We start from the raw sequence: 15,485 nt of genomic DNA on the forward strand, positions 1-15,485 counted from the left end.
ATTACAGGAGGCTTTTTTGGTAGTGTAGTTTGCGCTTAAGGGTGTACGTAAACTACGGTATCTTTCATGTCGCCGTTAATTACTTTAAGGCGGGTTGCTGATGACTCCAGTACAGCATCTTTACGTATAGAGCCGTCCTCTTTGGTGAAATCTATCGCTTTACCATCGGCAGCCAAAGTCCACTTGCCGGTTTTGGTACCTTGCGGGCTAACGGTTTCGTAAGTATGGTCGGCTTTGATGTTTAGCCTTACGCCTTTTATCATCGTTACTATCATGTCCTTTTGCGCGTTGATCTGGTCTTCAACGGCCGGGTTAGCTTCAACGGCTTTTTCAATTACCAGCTTCACTACTTTGTTCACGCTCGAATCGTCAATTTTCCATGAACCAACAAGGTCTTTTTCGGAAGTTGAAATGGTAAAGGCAGATAGAAAAACGGTTGCTGCTACCGCGGTTAATACTTTTAGTTTCATTTTATTTAGTTTGTGTTTGTTTGGATGGACGAGTTATCGCTTTGTTACACAAACATATCAAATATTTTTCGTGGTGGTTAATCTTCTAAACGAAAATTCACATCGCCAAAACTTCATTCTCCTTTTTAATGCGCACATAAAGCATGGCCGCATTAAGCAGGCTAAAAATCATGGCGGTGTAATACAATCCAAATGCCAGCGGGATAATGGCTATCTCTAATACAACTATTATATAATTGGGGTGCTTAACATATTTGTAAATACCTGTTGCAACAGGTATTGTGCCGGGCACTTTATAAATTTTGGTGTTCCAGTAATGGCCGAGGGTAGATATTACAATTACTTTTATAACGATCAATACAAAGAATAATATAATAAGCGGGTAGCTTGCAATGGTATCATCCCGCCAGATGTATTCTGCTATTACGGATATAATAAAAAGCGTGTGCATGCTTACCATAAACGGGTAATGTTCTTTACCATACTCTACCGCACCATTCTTCAACAGCCACTTTTCATTTTTAGATGATACGTAAAGCTCGGCCAGGCGCTGTAATATCAGGAACAGGATAAATACAATAAATACCATCGGTTTAGTTTTTCATATCTAATAATACCATTTCGCTGCTAAAGCCCGGGCCCATCGCCAGCATTAGGCCGTAACCGTCTTCAAAGCCAGTTGTAAGGAATTTTTCCAGTACATACAGTACCGTAACGCTGCTCATGTTGCCGTTATCGGTCATTACCTGGCGGGTGTTATTTAGGAAATCGCCGGGTATTTGCAGGGCATCGGTATAAGCATCCAGCACCTTCGTACCGCCCGGGTGAAAGATGAAGTTTTTAATATCGCTCAGCTTTAAACCCTGTCTATCTAAAAATTCATTTACGTCCGCGTTTATATTCTGGTGGATGAATGTAGGGATGTCTTTAGAGAACACCACCTTAAAACCTTCCTCGCTAAAATCCCAGCCCATCACATCAAGCGAATCATAATAAAGTTTACTGCTTGCAGCTTTGATACTCAGCTGCTGCCCGGCCAATTGATGATCATCGCCTTTTACAATACAGGCTACCACTCCGTCGGAGAATAAACTCGACCCTATAAAATTGCTTTTACTGTAGTCGTTTTTAATGAGTGTGAGCGAGCAAAGCTCTACAGCTACCAAAAGCACCACCGCTTTGGGGTTTGCCTTTGCTGCCATATTTGCTTTAGCCACACCCGCTACGCCGCCCGCGCAGCCCAAACCCCAAACCGGCGTACGGTTAATGTGCGGGTTTAAGTGCATTTGGTTAATTATAAGCGCATCAATACTCGGGGTAGCTAACCCTGTGGTAGATATAAAGATCAGGTCTGTAATATCGTCTTTGCTGATATCGGCTTTGGTTATCACATCCTCAACCGCTTGTACAGCATATTGCACCGAGAGCCTGATATATTCATCGTTACGCTGCTTAAATGTAGTAGTTTCGGCGTAGTAGCTTAAGGGTTTTACAAAATTGCGGGTAACAATGCCTGTATTATCAAACGCGGGCATCAGGCGGTGGGCCTGGGGGAAATTAGCGCTGAACATCTGGCTTGCCTGCTCCTTTACATCCTGTTGCTTTGTTTTATCCGGTAAATCTATTTTAGATACTGCTGATATATGTGGCATTTTATTTTGGTAAAGCTTTATAAGAGTTACGTTTTAAAACCGGCTTTGGTTGACAACTTTTAATAAACACTATTGTTTTATTTGCCACTAAGCTTTTACATTAGCATCTCAAACAACAACGCCATGCCCGAACTACCCGATCTGCAAGTTTTTAGCCAAAACCTGCATAAGAACCTAAGCGGTAAAACCCTTAAAGAAGTTATTGTACACAAGGCGCCAAAGCTAAATGTTACCCATAAAGTTTTGCAGGATACCTTGCACGGCCAAAAGCTATCATCGGTTTACCGCGATGGCAAAGAGCTCTTTTTTAAATTTAGCAAGGGCGATGTGCTTGGCCTGCACCTGATGCTGCACGGCAAGCTGTTTTTGTTTGAAGGCAAAAGCGATAACAAATACCCCATAATAGAACTTTTATTTACCGATGATACGGGGTTGGTGCTAACCGATTTCCAGGGGATTGCCGCCCCTACCCTTAACCCCGAAGCTAAAGAAGCGCCAGACGCGCTATCTGAAGATGCAGGGTTAAATTACCTGAAAGGCATCCTGGGCAAAAAGAAAACCAATGTTAAAACTGTACTGTTAGACCAAAAAATAATACGCGGCATTGGCAACGCCTATGCTGATGAAATACTGTGGGATGCGGGCATTTCGCCCTTTTCGGTAAGTAACAAGATCCCGGAGGATAAAGTTAAAGACCTGGTAAAGTCCATTCATGATGTACTGAAGAATGCCGAAAAAGAGATCATAAAAGCTAACCCGGATATTATTGCCGGCGAAGTGCGCGATTTTATGCTGATACACAACTCGAAGAAAAAGCATAGCCCCAAAGGCGCGCCAATTCTTATTGATGAAAAATCGCGGAAGACATATTATACCGGGGAGCAGGAGTTGTTTGAGTAATGGCCTCAGTGTGCATTAAACAACTTGTCATCCTGAGCGATAGCGAAGTATTTTATATTGAACTGTGCAACAGCAATACATGGCGGCGAGTAGATGCTTCACTACGTTCAGCATGACAATTTTCTTTTTACAGCGCCAACATTTATTTTCCACAAACGTAAAACATTTAACTTGAGCAATATGTTCAAACTTGTATAAACATCTACTTACATGGGAACATTACAACATATACAACACCAGATCTCGGCATTGAACGATCTGATAAAAATAAATAACGACCGCATAGCGGGTTATCAAAAAGGCATTGAAGCAACGGAAGACGCTTCATTAAAAACGGTTTTTGAAGGATATGCTGATCAAAGCCGCGGTTACGTTAACGAATTAAATGATTATATTCACCTGCTGGGTGGTTCGCCAACAGATGGTACTACACTCTCAGGCAAATTTTATCATGCCTGGATGGACGTAAAATCGGCGTTTGTAAAAAAAGATAACCACTCGGTGCTTTCTGATTGCGAGTATGGCGAGGACGTTGCAAAAAGCGCCTACCGCAAAGCATTGGATGATAAAGAATTAATTTGGGAAGATGAAAAAGTGGTGGCCCTTCTTAACAACCATTTAAATGGTTTAAAAATAGCACACGATGCTATTAAAGCCTTACGCGACACTTATAAACAAGTAGCCTAATTATGGACAGCCCCGATCAGGACTTTTTGAAAGATTACAAACCCCTGCACGTACCGCATAAGTACGATGCCGGGGCATCTTTGCAGGATAATGTAGTTTTTGCCCTCGCGCAGTTAGAGTACGCTACCGCGCCGCATGTAGCCGCAAAACTGGATGAGCTTGAACCACAAACCGACAAAGCCACCCACTTGCAGCAAACACGCGAAGTATTAGAAGGCTTATTTAACAAAGGCCTGATAAAAGGTGACGATGAACCGGAAAGGGAATATAACTTAAGCAAGATATTAATCCCTAATTCGGGCAAGGCCGATCCTTTGTTTTAGTACAGCTTGCTGTAGTTTAGCGCATGGCGAGGAGTATCTTATCTCTTTAAAAAACCATTAAGCGCGGCTTGTGTAAACTCGGATAGCACCAGTTCTCCGCTTATTGCAGCACGTTCTGTTAACAGCTTATCCCAATCTTCGGTACCCTCCCAAAGTATTTTTTTGAGGCCTAAGAGGGCTTCGGGGTGGTAAGATGCAAGCCTTTGAGTTAGTAGTGATAAAGCTTCATCTAAAGCTTTGGTATCTTCATACACCTCGTTATACAATCCCTTTTCCATTGCCCATTGTGCAGATTGAAAATCGACCGCGCGAATGGTTAACTGCGAGAAAGCAGGCAACCCTATTTTACGAATAACGGCCGGTGATATAACAAACGGACCAATACCTATGGCCAGTTCGCTTAGTTTTATAGAAGCCGCGCTGGTAGCCAGGCAGTAATCAGCAGCGGCAGCAAGGCCTACGCCCCCGCCAACGGCTTTACCCTGTACGCGGGCTATCACAATTTTGGGCGATGTACGGCAGGCATTAATTACATTGGCAAAGCCGGAGAAGAATTTAGCCCCGGCTTCTTTATCTTTTATTTGCAGCAGTTCGTCAAAACTGGCACCCGCGCAAAATGTACGTTCGCCTGCGCTTTGCAATACAATTATTTTGGTTTGAGGGTTGGCGCTTGCTTCGTTTATTTTATTGGTAAGTTCCTGCAGCAAAATGGCAGGTAACGAGTTTTGGGCAGGATGGTAAAAGCCTATGGTAGTTACGCCCTCGGCTGTTGTTATAGATATTACGTTTCCGTTGTTGCTATCTGTGATCATGCAGCTAATATAAATACCCCGCAATATCCGCATTTTATGCGTACCTGCAAATTACAGCCTCTAAACAAATGGCTAAAAAGCTATGCCAGCGGCAATTCAAAGTAAAAGGTTGAACCTTTGCCCGGTTCGCTATCAACCCCTATAATGCCGTTATGGTTTGTAATGATCTGGTGCGAAATGTATAAGCCCATGCCCAGGCCGCTCGTCATGTTCTTTTTATCTTCTACCCGGTAAAAGCGCTCAAATATGCGGCTGCTTTGGTCTTTTGATAAACCTATGCCGTTATCCGTAACAGATACACGTACATTATTGCCGCGCTTTTCGGTATTGATTATGACGGTTTTATTGGTTTGAGAATATTTTACGGCGTTGCTTATAAAGTTCATGAAAACCTGTTCTAAGCGTTCGGAATTACCTTTTACATAATACACCCCATCAGCGTTGTTTATGAAAATATATGAGGGGTATACGTGCAGTGAGTTATCCGTACTTTGGTTTATCAGCTCGGTAATGTTTACATTCTCAAACGCATACTCCAAACGGCCCGCCTTAATTTTGCTTACATCAAGCAGGTCGTTTATTAAGGTTTGTAGTTTATTAATAGAGACGCCGGCCTTACCAATATACTGCTTAACAATTGGCGGCAGTTCCTCACGCTTATAGCTATCTATCAATTGCAAATAACCTTTAAGGCTGGTCAAAGGCGTTTTAAGCTCGTGGCTGGCAATACCAATAAACTCATCCTTGCGGTCCATTTCGCGTTTCTGGTCCTCAATATCAGTAGCCGTACCAACCCAGTAAATTATTTCCCCGGCATCGTTCCTTAATGGCCTTGAGCGGTTCAAGTGCCACCGATATACGCCATCGTGCCGGCGGTAGCGGTTCTCAACCTCAAACATCTCTCCGGTTTTTAACGATGTGTTATACCTGGTCAGCGTTTCGTCCAGGTCATCGGGGTGTACAAGTTCTTTCCATCCAAAACCACCGCCTGTATTTTCAAAATCCAAACCGGTATAATCGTACCAACGCTGGTTATAAGAATTTATGCGGCCATCGGGCAGGTTGGTCCAGGTCATTTGTACAATATTGTTGGTAAGCAGCTTAAAGTGCTCGCGGCTTATCAGCAGGTCGTGCGTGCGTTCCCTTACAATAGCTTCTAACGAGTCGTTCAACTTTTCGGTATTGGCGCGCGACTCCTCTAACTGTTCGTTTCTTACCTGAAGCTGTCTTTCGGTTTCTTTCAGTACGCTCAGGTCGGTTATAATAATGCTTAACGCCGTGCCGCTATCTAACTCGATAGTATTGCAGGAGAAAAGGCAATGCATATCTGCCCCGTGGCCATCTTTAAGCAATATTTCCTGGCGGCAATCTTCCTCCCAGCTACTGCTGATAACATGTTCAAGCACTTCCTGCGATTCTTCGGGTACAAAGGATCTTAAATGCCCCCCTATTGCTTTTTCAAGAGGGGTACTAACCATTTCGGCAAAGCGGGTATTACAGTACAAAACAATGCCTTCCCGGTTTATAGTAACCGCGCCTTCGCTCATGCGTTCAATAAAAACGCGGTAAGTTTGGTCGGCGGTTTTTAAGGTGTAAAGCTGGTGGCCGTCGGTATCTTTTACAACCAGGGCATCAACCTGCCCGGTACGTATAGCGTTAATGGTTTCCTGCGCTTCTTCCAGTTGAAAGCGCAGTTCCCGAATTTCTTCTAAGAGTTGTTTCTGCTGCTCCATAATTTAACTGTTGTTGGCAAGGCCAAGACCTTTTAATACGCGTTGGGTATCGCTCATATCGCCAATCATCCTGCGCTCGGGATAGGGTGATTTCTTGATCATCAATGGCACTGCTATAACATCCTCGCCCTCGGCAAGTTGTGGTTGCTGATGAATATCAATGATCTCGAGTTCGTAACCATCTTTAAGATATTCATCGCAAATAGATTTTACATTTTCTACCGCGCGGATAGAGTTGGGGGATGCCCCTATGATAAATAAACGCAATACATAAGGCTCCGCCCCGGTATTGTCATCGTATGTTTCTAAACTCTCGTCCTGATCGGCCATAACTTACAGTTAATACAATTAGGCAGGCCGAATGTTTAATCCAACAAGCACCTTTTCTTCGTTAGAAAGGTCACCTATGATCTTGCGTATGGGCTCAGGTACCTTGCGCACCAGCGTTGGTATGGCCAATATCTGGTCGCCCTCGGCCAGCTGAGGTTGCTCTAACAGGTCAATAACCTCTATACGGTACTGTCCTTTTAAGTGCTCTTCACAATATTTTTTTAGGTTGCTTAGCGCGGTAACACTTTTTGGCGTTTTACCCGCTACATATAGCCTAAGCTCCCATTTCTTATCAACTTTTACCATTATTTTTTGCGGGATGTTTTTGATTCTTCTTCCGCCTGCTCTCCTCTCCTTAGCCTGGTAACTTCTTCGCGGTTCTTTTCTAATATTTGTTTTTTCAGTTCTTCTTCCATATAAACCTTATTAAGTTCCTCCTCAACCGATTCAAACTCACTGTTAAGGCTGGCAATTTTAGCTTCAAGCACCTGGCGCTTGCGCAATATTTCACGGTCTTTACGGCCAACCGCGTTGGTACGAATAGCTTCGCCGGTTCTTTCAAGTAGCATTTGCTGTTCGCGGGCCGAGCCTGTAAGGATACCATCCGGGCCAAGGTAAACGTCTATCAGGTCGAGCCCGTTATTTGTAATTACAAATTCACGTACCTGGTTAGAGTGTTTCATTCCGCGCGATTTCATAACATAAAGGCCACGGTTACGCTCGCCGTTAAATTCAATATCACGTACCAAAAACCAGGCATCCACTAATGACGATACGCCCTCGTCGGTTTGTTCGTTTACAATGGTATTTAACGATAAGGCTGTAAACATTACCGAGATCTGCTCCTCCTGTAAAAAATCTATCAGTCGCACCAACATATTTTTCACCTCGCTTACCGAACCTATATTGATAAAGTTGGTAATAGGATCAATAATAACAACGCTTGGTTTGTTATTCTTTATTTGCTTATGCATGGCCACCAGGTGCATCTCTAAGCCGTAAAGATTTGGCCTTGAGGCATTAAAAACAAGCAGACCGCTATCTACATGCTTTTTAAGGTCGACCCCTATAGAACGCATGTTGCGGATGATCTGGCTGGGCGACTCTTCCATCGCAAAATAAACGCACTTCTCGCCACGGTTACAGGTTTCGTTAGCGAATGATGCCGCCAAACTTGTTTTACCCGTGCCTGCCGTGCCCGATACCAGCACGCTGCCGCCACGGAACAAGCCTTTGCCACCCAACATAACGTCTAAAGCTTTGATCCCGGTAGAAATTCGTTCTGATGATACCTGGTTGGCCATTTTTAATGACGTTACCGGTAAAACCGATATACCTTCTTCATCTATTAGGAAGGGATATTCGTTAGTACCATGCACCGTGCCGCGGTATTTTATTACACGCAAGCGGCGGGTAGTTATCTGGTTAGTAACGCGGTTATCTAAAAGGATAACACAATCGCTCACATACTCCTCTAACCCCTGCCTGGTTAAAGATCCCTCGCCACGCTCGCCGGTTATAATGGCTGTAACGCCTTTTTCTTTAAGCCAGGTAAAAAGCCTGCGCAACTCGGTACGCAGCACAGCCTGGTTATCAAGGCCCGAAAACAGGTTCTCCAGCGTATCAAGCACTACCCTTTTGGCTTTGATACTATCTATAGCATAACCAAGGCGAATGAATAAGCCTTCCAAATCATATTCGCCGGTTTCTTCTATCTCGCTCCGGTCAATATGTATATGGTCTATCTTTATTTTCTTTTCGGCTTGCAGTGTCTTCAGGTCGAAACCTAAGGAAGCTACATTGGTAGCAAGTTCTTCAGACTTTTCTTCGAATGCTACAAAAACGCCGGGTTCGTTGTAATTTACAGCCCCGCGTACAATAAATTCTATCGACATTAAGGTTTTGCCGGAACCGGCCTCACCACAAATTAATGTTGGGCGGCCCAATGGTAAGCCTCCGCCTGTTATTTCATCGAGCCCGGTAATACCGGTTAACGCCTTTGGCAGCGTTCCGTAAATGTTAGGCTCTTTTTTCCTTTGAGTTTTACTCATCGTATTAATATTGTTCAGTAATTGTCATAAAAGTATAAATTATCCCTTAGTAAGCAAAACACTGCATTAGCATGGGTACCATTTATGCTGTTAAGCTATACTAAATATTAATGATGCCAGCGTAAAAAACATGAAATTTCAACTTAAAGGAATTGTAATTGTTTGATTTATACTATTTTATTTACGATGCACCTAAAAACCATAACCAATAAATAAAAACTTTAACATTCAATTTAAAAGTATAGCTGATGGTTGTAAGGCTTGTACCATGCTATCGTTTATTTTATAAGGCAAAATTTATAATAGTACCGTGGCTGTAATAAAAAAGAAAAAAATTAATATTGTAATAACATTGCCCGGCAGCTTTTTAGCCGATAAACTTGCCCTTAACCAATAGTTTTCTACCCTCGAGAATGAAAAATAAAGATGATGTGAGCACCCAAACCCAAAATATCTTTAAACTCATTATAGACCAATCGCCGTCGCCGGTTGGGCTGTATGTGGGTAAGGATATGACCATTACGCTGGTTAATGATGCCATACTAAAGGTTTGGGACAGGGACAGGAGCGTAATTGGTAAAACTTTTAGGCAGGCCCTGCCCGAACTGGAGGGCCAGCCCTTTTTTGACATACTTGATGAGGTTTACGCCACAGGCATACCCTACGAGGCTAAGGCAGCGCATGTAGACCTGCTTGTAGGCGGTCAGTTACAAACCTTTTACTTCAATTTTATTTACCAGCCCATAAAGAACGAGCAGGGCGAGGTTTTTGGCATCCTTAACACGGCCGAAGATGTGACCGAACTGGTACTAACCCGTAAAAAGCTGGCCGAAGCCGAAGAGCGCTCCCGCTTCGCCCTTAACTCTGCCGAACTTGGGGCCTGGGATATGGACCCGGTTAACGAGCGTATAACCTGGGATGAACGCTGCAATAGCCTGCATGGTTTCAAAAATGGAGAAGTGGCCGTTTATAAGGATGTTTTAAAAAACATTCACCCCGATGATCTGGATAATATCAATAAAAACGTTGCTAAATCGCTCGACTCAAATAGTGACGGTTCTTACGACCAAACTTATCGTACCATAAACAACACCACGGGAGAAGTGAAGTGGTTGCGCAGCAAGGGTAAGGCTTACTTTGATGATAACGGCACCTGCATCCGCTTTGCGGGCACCACCCAGGATATTACCTGCGACATACACGATAAAGAGGAACAGCGCAAGCTAATGACGCTGATAGACAACACGTCAGATATTATCAGTTTGTGTGATACTGATGGCAATGTTACGTATGTAAATGCTGTTGGCCGCAAAATGCTGGGATTAGATGATACCGTCAATTTACCAAACTACCGGGAATTTATAATGCCGGGCGAACAGGATAAACTAAACGCTATCGATATAGCCATTAATACATATAAAACCTGGAGCGGCGAGGTTTGTTATCGTAATTTTAAAACCGGCGAATCTATCCCTGTTCATGCAACCTCTATGCTGATATATGACAGGGCCGGCAAGCCACAGGGGCGCGCTTCAATTGCGCGCGACCTGCGGGGCGAGATAGCAAGTAAACAGGCACTTGTAGATAGCGAACATTTACTGCAAAATATTACAAGCGCGTCGCCAACGGCGCTTTGGATGTCTGACCATAATGGCAGCATCATATACGCCAATAAAACCTGGACCGATTGGACAGGGCAGCCCAACAATGAACTGTTAGGCCGCGGCTGGCTCAAATTTATTTTAGGTGAAGACCGCGACCGCGCCTCCGAAAAATTTGTTGAGGACTTAAAGGCACAGCGGCCCTACGAGGTCGATTTCAGGATAAGGCATAAGGATGGCAGCGTGCGCTGGTGCATAGTTACAGGCAACCCGCAATACAACCATAACGGCGTATTTAAAGGATACATAGGCGCCTGTACCGATGTTACCGAAAAAACCACAACAGAAATTGAGTTACAACACAAAAACACCGAACTTAACGACCAGATAAAGCAGTTTGAATTTGTTACCAATTTTATGCCGGTGCAGTTGTGGATGGCCAAACCCGACGGCGAACTTGATTATGTGAACCAGCAGGCGCTTGATTTCTTTGGCACTCCGATGGAGGATATTACGGGCGACAAATGGCCCAATAAACTGCACCCCGACGACCGCGAAGGCTGCCTTGCCACCTGGCAGGACGCGATAGCTACCGGCAGGATCTACCAATACGAGTTTAGGCTGCGCGATAAAGCAGGGAACTACAGATGGCACCTGGCGCGTGCGCTGCCATTTATTATAGATGGCGAAATTGTGCGTTGGTTTGGTACCAATACCGATATACACGATCAAAAAGAAATGCAGCGCCAAAAAGACGACTTTTTGGGTATTGCCAGCCACGAGTTAAAAACCCCGGTAACCAGCGTAAAGGCCTACGCGCAGGTACTTGGCGCGATGCTAAGTAAAGAGGGTGAAGAGAAAAAGGCCGCCATGGTTATGAAAATGGATGCTCAACTTAACCGCCTTACCAATTTAATTGGCGACCTGCTGGATGTAACCAAAATAAATTCGGGCCGCATAATGTTCAATAAAACCTGGTTTGATTTTAACCAGGCTGTTGAGGATTGCATACAGGACCTGCAGCATACCACCAACAGGCACATATTGGTAATGGATTTTAAAGATACCGGTAACATCTATTCTGATAAAGAGCGCATTGGGCAGGTGATAACCAACCTGGTTTCAAACGCCATTAAATACTCGCCGCAAAGCAACCGCATTATCATAAGTACCGAGCGCGATGACAAAATGGTAACCGTTTGTGTAGAAGATTTTGGGATTGGCATCCCTGATGATAAGTGCGGAAAAGTATTTGAACAGTTTTACAGGGTAAGTGGCAGTAAGCAGCATACTTTCCCCGGTTTGGGGTTGGGATTGTACATCTCAAACGAGATAATCAGGCGCGAAGGCGGTAAAATGTGGGTAAACAGCGTTGAAGGAAAAGGGTCTACTTTTTGCTTCTCACTTCCTGTTGATATAAGTGATACGAAATAAAAATTTAACAAACAGTTAAACCACTATATCATTTATTGCTCAAATTAATATAGCAGATAAGCCGATGTCTAAGAAAATAATGATAGCTGATGATGACCCGGGTATAGTAGACGCGGTTGAGATGATCCTGGAGTTTGAGGGTTATAGCGTAACTACCACCGTTGACGGTGCCACAGTGCTTGATATGAAACAAGAACTGCCCGACCTGCTGCTGCTTGATATTTGGATGAGCGGCGAAGATGGCCGCGATATATGCCGCAAATTAAAATCAGAAACCCTTACTAAAAATATACCGGTTATCATGATATCTGCCAGTCATGATATTGCCTCATCGGCCCTGGCCGCCGGCGCCGACGATTTCCTGGCCAAGCCATTTGAAATGGATGAGCTGCTAAAGAAAATAGAAAGGCTAACCCACTAAGGTTAGCCTTCTTCATTTAACAAGTGCTCGCTTACACCCCCTAAATCACATCACATTCAGATGCTTTTTCTGTCATCCAACACAAAAAACATCGCATACCAAAAGCATGTCGGGTACAAAAAATAGGTTTAGTTCATTTAAAGTTACTTTTGGGGTAATTGGTATAAAAACCTTTAAAATATTGTTATTTAGGCCATTTTGTTAGATTTGTGTAACCAACTAATCTACTTTATGTACCAATTGCAAGTAACTCCGCAGAACGTTCAGGCTACCCTTAGCAAACATATTCTGGCCGATGGTTTCGACCTTACCTTTGATATGGAAAAGAGCCGGGGCGTTCATATTTATGACGCTAAAAACAACCGTACACTGTTAGACTTTTTCACCTGCTTTGCATCCGTTCCGTTGGGCTACAACCACCCTAAAATGCTTAACGACGAAGGCTTTAAAAAAAACCTGATGCTGGCAGCATTAACCAACCCATCAAACTCAGATATTTATACAGAGCAGTACGCCCAGTTTGTAGATACCTTTAGCCGCGTTGGCATACCCGAATATTTGCCGCACGCTTTTTTTATTGCCGGCGGGTCGTTAGCAATTGAGAACGCGCTTAAGGTAGCCATGGACTGGAAGGTTCAAAAAAACTTTGCTAAAGGCCACACTACCGAAAAGGGCTTTAAGGTGATCCATTTCGAAAATGCTTTTCATGGCCGCTCGGGTTACACCCTAAGCTTAACCAATACCCAACCTGTTAAAACCAAGTGGTTTGCCAAGTTCGATTGGCCAAGGATATCGTTGCCTGAGATCCATTTCCCGCTAACGGATGCAAATATTGAAGATTTGAAAGCCCGCGAAGCAAAGTCGATAGCACAAATTAAACAGGCCTTTGCAGATAACCCGGATGATGTATGCGCTATTATCATAGAGCCCGTGTTATCGGAAGGTGGAGACAAACATGTGCGGCAGGAGTTTTTAGAGCAATTGCGCCTGCTTGCCGATGAGAACGATGTGATGCTTATTTATGATGAGGTGCAAACCGGTGTTGGGCTTAGCGGTAAGTATTGGCTGCACCAGCACTTTGGCGAAAACGCCCGCCCCGATATTTTGGCCTTCGGTAAAAAAATGCAGGTTTGCGGCATACTGGCCGGCGAAAAGGTTGATGAGGTGGAGAATAATGTGTTCAACGTATCATCGCGCATCAACTCTACCTGGGGAGGCAGTTTGGTGGATATGGTACGCTCATCTAAAATTATGGAGATCATAGAAGAAGACGGCCTTTGCGAAAAAGCCGCTAAAACGGGCGAATACCTGCAAACCTGCTTAAAAAATATCGCTTCAAAAAATAACATGGTAAGCAACGTGCGTGGTAAAGGCCTTTTAACTGCCTTCGATTTCCCCGATGCCAACACCCGCAACACCTTTATTAATATTGGCTTGCAAAATAATATCATGTACCTGGGCTGTGGCAAGCGCAGCATCCGTTTCAGACCGGCGCTTATTATGGATAACAGCCATATTGACGAAGGCATGCATATGCTTGAAAAGATATTGCCGCAACTATAACTCTACTGTAATAATATTGCTACGAGCGCCTGTTTTGACACAAACAGGCGCTTTTTTTATTTATCAAATACTATAATTGCGAAATAGCGTTATTATAATATTTATATAAATAATTGGGCCGCTGTTGTTATTAATGGAGGCCTGTATACGTAACATATAAAACACGTTATTGAAATACTTTTAGGACACGAAATAGGATGAACAGACAAATTGAAAAATTAAAAAAACAGCTTACAGAGATCGCTGAGGTTGTTAATTCTTTCCAGTCTGAAGCTGTACAAGTGAGAGTGGTTGACAGGCTTTTAGACGAGATTATGGAAACAGAGCGGGGGGATGCGGAAGGATCTGAAATTTTCAATAGAAGAGGACGCAGAACGGCAAGAGAGAACGAGTTAAATGAGGACCACGGCCGTAAAAAACCAGGAGCTACAAAGGTGTTAAACCAGTTGCTAAACAGCGATTATTTTAAAACACCGCATTCAATATCTTCAATTGCAGAGTACTGCAAAGAAAAATTCGATTCGGATTTTAAAACATCTGAATTATCGGGCATTCTGCTAAAGCTTGCCAAAGAGAACCGTCTAAAGCGCGAACGAAGCAACGAGAACAACCGTTTTGAATATGTTGGCGTTTAAAGGTTGAATGGAAAAAGAGAAAGGCCGCTTGAGAGAGCGGCCTTTGTTGTGTAATATCCTTTGTTCTTTGCTGTTGTCATGATCAGCCTGTCAAACCATTGGTCGCACGTAGAGACCTTCGATAAGGTCAGACCGACAGGCAATTTCACCTCAATTCCATTAAATTATCTACCCCTAAGATCTTTCTTGATGTAAAACCTTCGCCGTATTTGGCTTCGATGCTTTTGCCAAACTCGCGGCCGCGGCCATTTATCTGGTCAATAAACTCGGGGGATGAGATGTAGGTTTGAGGCTCATCTTCGTTATATTCCAAACTGTGGAATTGCGAGCTGTAGGCGTAAACGCTTTCTATCTTCTTATCCCAAAAACCGGTAACATCAACAATAATATCCGGTTTAATATACCTGTCTTGTATAAAATGCAGCAATTGCTTTGGCCTCCAGGGTTCTTGCGCGTTGCCATCAGCATCTAAAGTTTCTATCCGGCGCAGGCCCGATAAAAATGCCGAAGCCTCTACCAACTCGTTGGCCCGGCCATGGTCGGGGTGGCGGTCGTGGTAGGCATTGGTGATCACAATTTCGGGTTTAAACTTGCGTATAGCGGCAATAACCTTCAGCTGATACTCCTGGGTATTAGTAAAAAAGCCATCGGGTAGTGCAAGATTTTCACGCACGGTAAGGCCTAAAATTTCGGCGGCTTTGGCGGCTTCCTTATCGCGGATCTCGGCGGTGCCGCGGGTGCCCAGTTCGCCTCGGGTAAGGTCAACAATACCAACTTTATGGCCAAGGCTAATATGCTTTAATATGGTTCCCGCGCAGCCCAGTTCGGCATCGTCGGGATGTACAGGTAAAACTAAAATATCTAATTTCATAA

At 43.8% G+C, this 15,485-nt stretch carries 16 protein-coding genes; 7 read left to right on the forward strand and 9 right to left on the reverse strand.

Annotated features, from left to right (window positions below):
- Positions 1 to 35 precede the first annotated feature (35 nt).
- The 3 genes from ACFQZI_RS19620 to ACFQZI_RS19630 form a co-directional block, all read right to left on the reverse strand.
- The gene (locus tag ACFQZI_RS19620; protein WP_377145542.1) at positions 36 to 470 is read right to left on the reverse strand and encodes a hypothetical protein; all 435 of its coding nucleotides are present in this window, start codon (positions 468 to 470) and stop codon (positions 36 to 38) included.
- Positions 471 to 567: 97 nt separating this feature from the next.
- Positions 568 to 1,059 carry an isoprenylcysteine carboxyl methyltransferase family protein gene (locus ACFQZI_RS19625; protein ID WP_377145544.1) on the reverse strand — a complete coding sequence of 164 codons (492 nt, stop codon included), beginning with the start codon at positions 1,057 to 1,059 and terminating at the stop codon, positions 568 to 570.
- A gap of 4 nt (positions 1,060 to 1,063) precedes the next feature.
- Positions 1,064 to 2,122: a type III polyketide synthase gene (locus ACFQZI_RS19630; protein WP_377145546.1), complete on the reverse strand. Its 1,059-nt coding sequence runs from the start codon at positions 2,120 to 2,122 to the stop codon at positions 1,064 to 1,066.
- Between the two features lie 123 nt (positions 2,123 to 2,245).
- Between ACFQZI_RS19630 and ACFQZI_RS19635 the strand changes: the two genes are divergently transcribed.
- From ACFQZI_RS19635 to ACFQZI_RS19645, 3 genes are all read left to right on the forward strand, one after another.
- On the forward strand, positions 2,246 to 3,022 hold the full coding sequence (locus ACFQZI_RS19635; protein WP_377145548.1) for a DNA-formamidopyrimidine glycosylase family protein: 777 nt from the start codon (positions 2,246 to 2,248) through the stop codon (positions 3,020 to 3,022).
- A gap of 210 nt (positions 3,023 to 3,232) precedes the next feature.
- On the forward strand, positions 3,233 to 3,709 hold the full coding sequence (locus tag ACFQZI_RS19640; RefSeq protein ID WP_377145550.1) for a ferritin-like domain-containing protein: 477 nt from the start codon (positions 3,233 to 3,235) through the stop codon (positions 3,707 to 3,709).
- A 2-nt stretch (positions 3,710 to 3,711) separates the two neighbouring features.
- On the forward strand, positions 3,712 to 4,032 hold the full coding sequence (locus ACFQZI_RS19645) for a hypothetical protein (protein WP_377145551.1): 321 nt from the start codon (positions 3,712 to 3,714) through the stop codon (positions 4,030 to 4,032).
- A gap of 38 nt (positions 4,033 to 4,070) precedes the next feature.
- Here ACFQZI_RS19645 and ACFQZI_RS19650 read toward each other — a convergent pair whose 3' ends face one another.
- From ACFQZI_RS19650 to kaiC, 5 genes are all read right to left on the reverse strand, one after another.
- Positions 4,071 to 4,844 carry an enoyl-CoA hydratase/isomerase family protein gene (locus ACFQZI_RS19650; protein WP_377145553.1) on the reverse strand — a complete coding sequence of 258 codons (774 nt, stop codon included), beginning with the start codon at positions 4,842 to 4,844 and terminating at the stop codon, positions 4,071 to 4,073.
- 80 nt (positions 4,845 to 4,924) lie between these two features.
- Positions 4,925 to 6,577: a PAS domain-containing sensor histidine kinase gene (locus ACFQZI_RS19655; RefSeq protein ID WP_377145555.1), complete on the reverse strand. Its 1,653-nt coding sequence runs from the start codon at positions 6,575 to 6,577 to the stop codon at positions 4,925 to 4,927.
- A 3-nt stretch (positions 6,578 to 6,580) separates the two neighbouring features.
- Positions 6,581 to 6,907, reverse strand: a complete 327-nt coding sequence (locus ACFQZI_RS19660) for a circadian clock KaiB family protein (RefSeq protein ID WP_377145557.1) — start codon at positions 6,905 to 6,907, stop codon at positions 6,581 to 6,583.
- An 18-nt stretch (positions 6,908 to 6,925) separates the two neighbouring features.
- Positions 6,926 to 7,213: a circadian clock KaiB family protein gene (locus ACFQZI_RS19665; protein WP_121247137.1), complete on the reverse strand. Its 288-nt coding sequence runs from the start codon at positions 7,211 to 7,213 to the stop codon at positions 6,926 to 6,928.
- Complete coding sequence (kaiC, locus tag ACFQZI_RS19670; protein WP_377145559.1) at positions 7,213 to 8,958, reverse strand: circadian clock protein KaiC; 1,746 nt, start codon at positions 8,956 to 8,958, stop codon at positions 7,213 to 7,215. Before kaiC ends, ACFQZI_RS19665 begins: the two co-directional genes overlap by 1 nt.
- Before the next feature lie 413 nt (positions 8,959 to 9,371).
- Here kaiC and ACFQZI_RS19675 point away from each other — a divergent pair, with 413 nt between their 5' ends.
- The 4 genes from ACFQZI_RS19675 (at position 9,372) to ACFQZI_RS19690 (ending at position 14,612) form a co-directional block, all read left to right on the forward strand.
- Positions 9,372 to 11,993, forward strand: a complete 2,622-nt coding sequence (locus ACFQZI_RS19675; protein ID WP_377145561.1) for a PAS domain S-box protein — start codon at positions 9,372 to 9,374, stop codon at positions 11,991 to 11,993.
- 64 nt (positions 11,994 to 12,057) lie between these two features.
- Complete coding sequence (locus tag ACFQZI_RS19680) at positions 12,058 to 12,414, forward strand: response regulator transcription factor (protein ID WP_377145563.1); 357 nt, start codon at positions 12,058 to 12,060, stop codon at positions 12,412 to 12,414.
- A 231-nt stretch (positions 12,415 to 12,645) separates the two neighbouring features.
- Positions 12,646 to 13,977 carry an L-lysine 6-transaminase gene (gene lat / locus ACFQZI_RS19685; protein WP_377145565.1) on the forward strand — a complete coding sequence of 444 codons (1,332 nt, stop codon included), beginning with the start codon at positions 12,646 to 12,648 and terminating at the stop codon, positions 13,975 to 13,977.
- A gap of 197 nt (positions 13,978 to 14,174) precedes the next feature.
- Complete coding sequence (locus tag ACFQZI_RS19690) at positions 14,175 to 14,612, forward strand: hypothetical protein (RefSeq protein WP_377145567.1); 438 nt, start codon at positions 14,175 to 14,177, stop codon at positions 14,610 to 14,612.
- 145 nt (positions 14,613 to 14,757) lie between these two features.
- Here the strand turns inward: ACFQZI_RS19690 and bshB1 are convergent, their stop codons facing one another.
- On the reverse strand, positions 14,758 to 15,483 hold the full coding sequence (bshB1, locus tag ACFQZI_RS19695; RefSeq protein WP_377145568.1) for a bacillithiol biosynthesis deacetylase BshB1: 726 nt from the start codon (positions 15,481 to 15,483) through the stop codon (positions 14,758 to 14,760).
- Positions 15,484 to 15,485: the final 2 nt, after the last annotated feature.

It is taken from the genome of Mucilaginibacter lutimaris (genome assembly GCF_042676625.1).
GTDB lineage: Bacteria > Bacteroidota > Bacteroidia > Sphingobacteriales > Sphingobacteriaceae > Mucilaginibacter > Mucilaginibacter lutimaris.

Bases quoted from the DNA above. Each gene is read 5' to 3' on its own strand.
- ACFQZI_RS19640 (WP_377145550.1), top strand. From the start codon at position 3,233: ATGGGAACATTACAACATATACAACACCAGATCTCGGCATTGAACGAT.
- ACFQZI_RS19625 (WP_377145544.1), bottom strand. From the start codon at position 1,059: ATGGTATTTATTGTATTTATCCTGTTCCTGATATTACAGCGCCTGGCC.
- ACFQZI_RS19690 (WP_377145567.1), top strand. From the start codon at position 14,175: ATGAACAGACAAATTGAAAAATTAAAAAAACAGCTTACAGAGATCGCT.
- ACFQZI_RS19645 (WP_377145551.1), top strand. From the start codon at position 3,712: ATGGACAGCCCCGATCAGGACTTTTTGAAAGATTACAAACCCCTGCAC.
- ACFQZI_RS19680 (WP_377145563.1), top strand. From the start codon at position 12,058: ATGTCTAAGAAAATAATGATAGCTGATGATGACCCGGGTATAGTAGAC.
- ACFQZI_RS19650 (WP_377145553.1), bottom strand. From the start codon at position 4,844: ATGATCACAGATAGCAACAACGGAAACGTAATATCTATAACAACAGCC.
- ACFQZI_RS19630 (WP_377145546.1), bottom strand. From the start codon at position 2,122: ATGCCACATATATCAGCAGTATCTAAAATAGATTTACCGGATAAAACA.
- ACFQZI_RS19675 (WP_377145561.1), top strand. From the start codon at position 9,372: ATGAAAAATAAAGATGATGTGAGCACCCAAACCCAAAATATCTTTAAA.
- ACFQZI_RS19665 (WP_121247137.1), bottom strand. From the start codon at position 7,213: ATGGTAAAAGTTGATAAGAAATGGGAGCTTAGGCTATATGTAGCGGGT.
- ACFQZI_RS19660 (WP_377145557.1), bottom strand. From the start codon at position 6,907: ATGGCCGATCAGGACGAGAGTTTAGAAACATACGATGACAATACCGGG.
- kaiC (WP_377145559.1), bottom strand. From the start codon at position 8,958: ATGAGTAAAACTCAAAGGAAAAAAGAGCCTAACATTTACGGAACGCTG.
- ACFQZI_RS19655 (WP_377145555.1), bottom strand. From the start codon at position 6,577: ATGGAGCAGCAGAAACAACTCTTAGAAGAAATTCGGGAACTGCGCTTT.
- ACFQZI_RS19620 (WP_377145542.1), bottom strand. From the start codon at position 470: ATGAAACTAAAAGTATTAACCGCGGTAGCAGCAACCGTTTTTCTATCT.
- bshB1 (WP_377145568.1), bottom strand. From the start codon at position 15,483: ATGAAATTAGATATTTTAGTTTTACCTGTACATCCCGACGATGCCGAA.
- ACFQZI_RS19635 (WP_377145548.1), top strand. From the start codon at position 2,246: ATGCCCGAACTACCCGATCTGCAAGTTTTTAGCCAAAACCTGCATAAG.
- lat (WP_377145565.1), top strand. From the start codon at position 12,646: ATGTACCAATTGCAAGTAACTCCGCAGAACGTTCAGGCTACCCTTAGC.